We start from the raw sequence: 273 nt of genomic DNA, 5'->3' as shown, positions 1-273 counted from the left end.
ATCCGTTGAGCGATGGCCCTTCCACTCGGAACCACCGGATCACTATGACCGACTTTCGTCTCTGCTCGACTTGTCTGTCTCGCAGTCAGGCAGGCTTATGCCATTGCACTCAACAAGCGATTTCCGACCGCTCTGAGCCTACCATCGCGCGCCTCCGTTACTCTTTCGGAGGCGACCGCCCCAGTCAAACTACCCACCATACACTGTCCCGATTACGGATAACGGAACGCAGTTAGACATACACATTGATAAGGGTGGTATTTCAAGGTTGGC

1 rRNA gene is annotated in these 273 nt (G+C 54.2%); it reads right to left on the bottom strand.

The features are described from left to right. A 23S ribosomal RNA gene (locus H0G72_RS06080) occupies window positions 1–273 on the bottom strand; the annotation flags it as partial.

Origin of the sequence: Candidatus Liberibacter sp. (assembly GCF_014048425.1) — a bacterium.
Taxonomy (GTDB): domain Bacteria; phylum Pseudomonadota; class Alphaproteobacteria; order Rhizobiales; family Rhizobiaceae; genus Liberibacter.
Note: the sequence above shows the minus strand (reverse complement) of the source record. Positions and strands in the feature narration are given on the sequence as shown.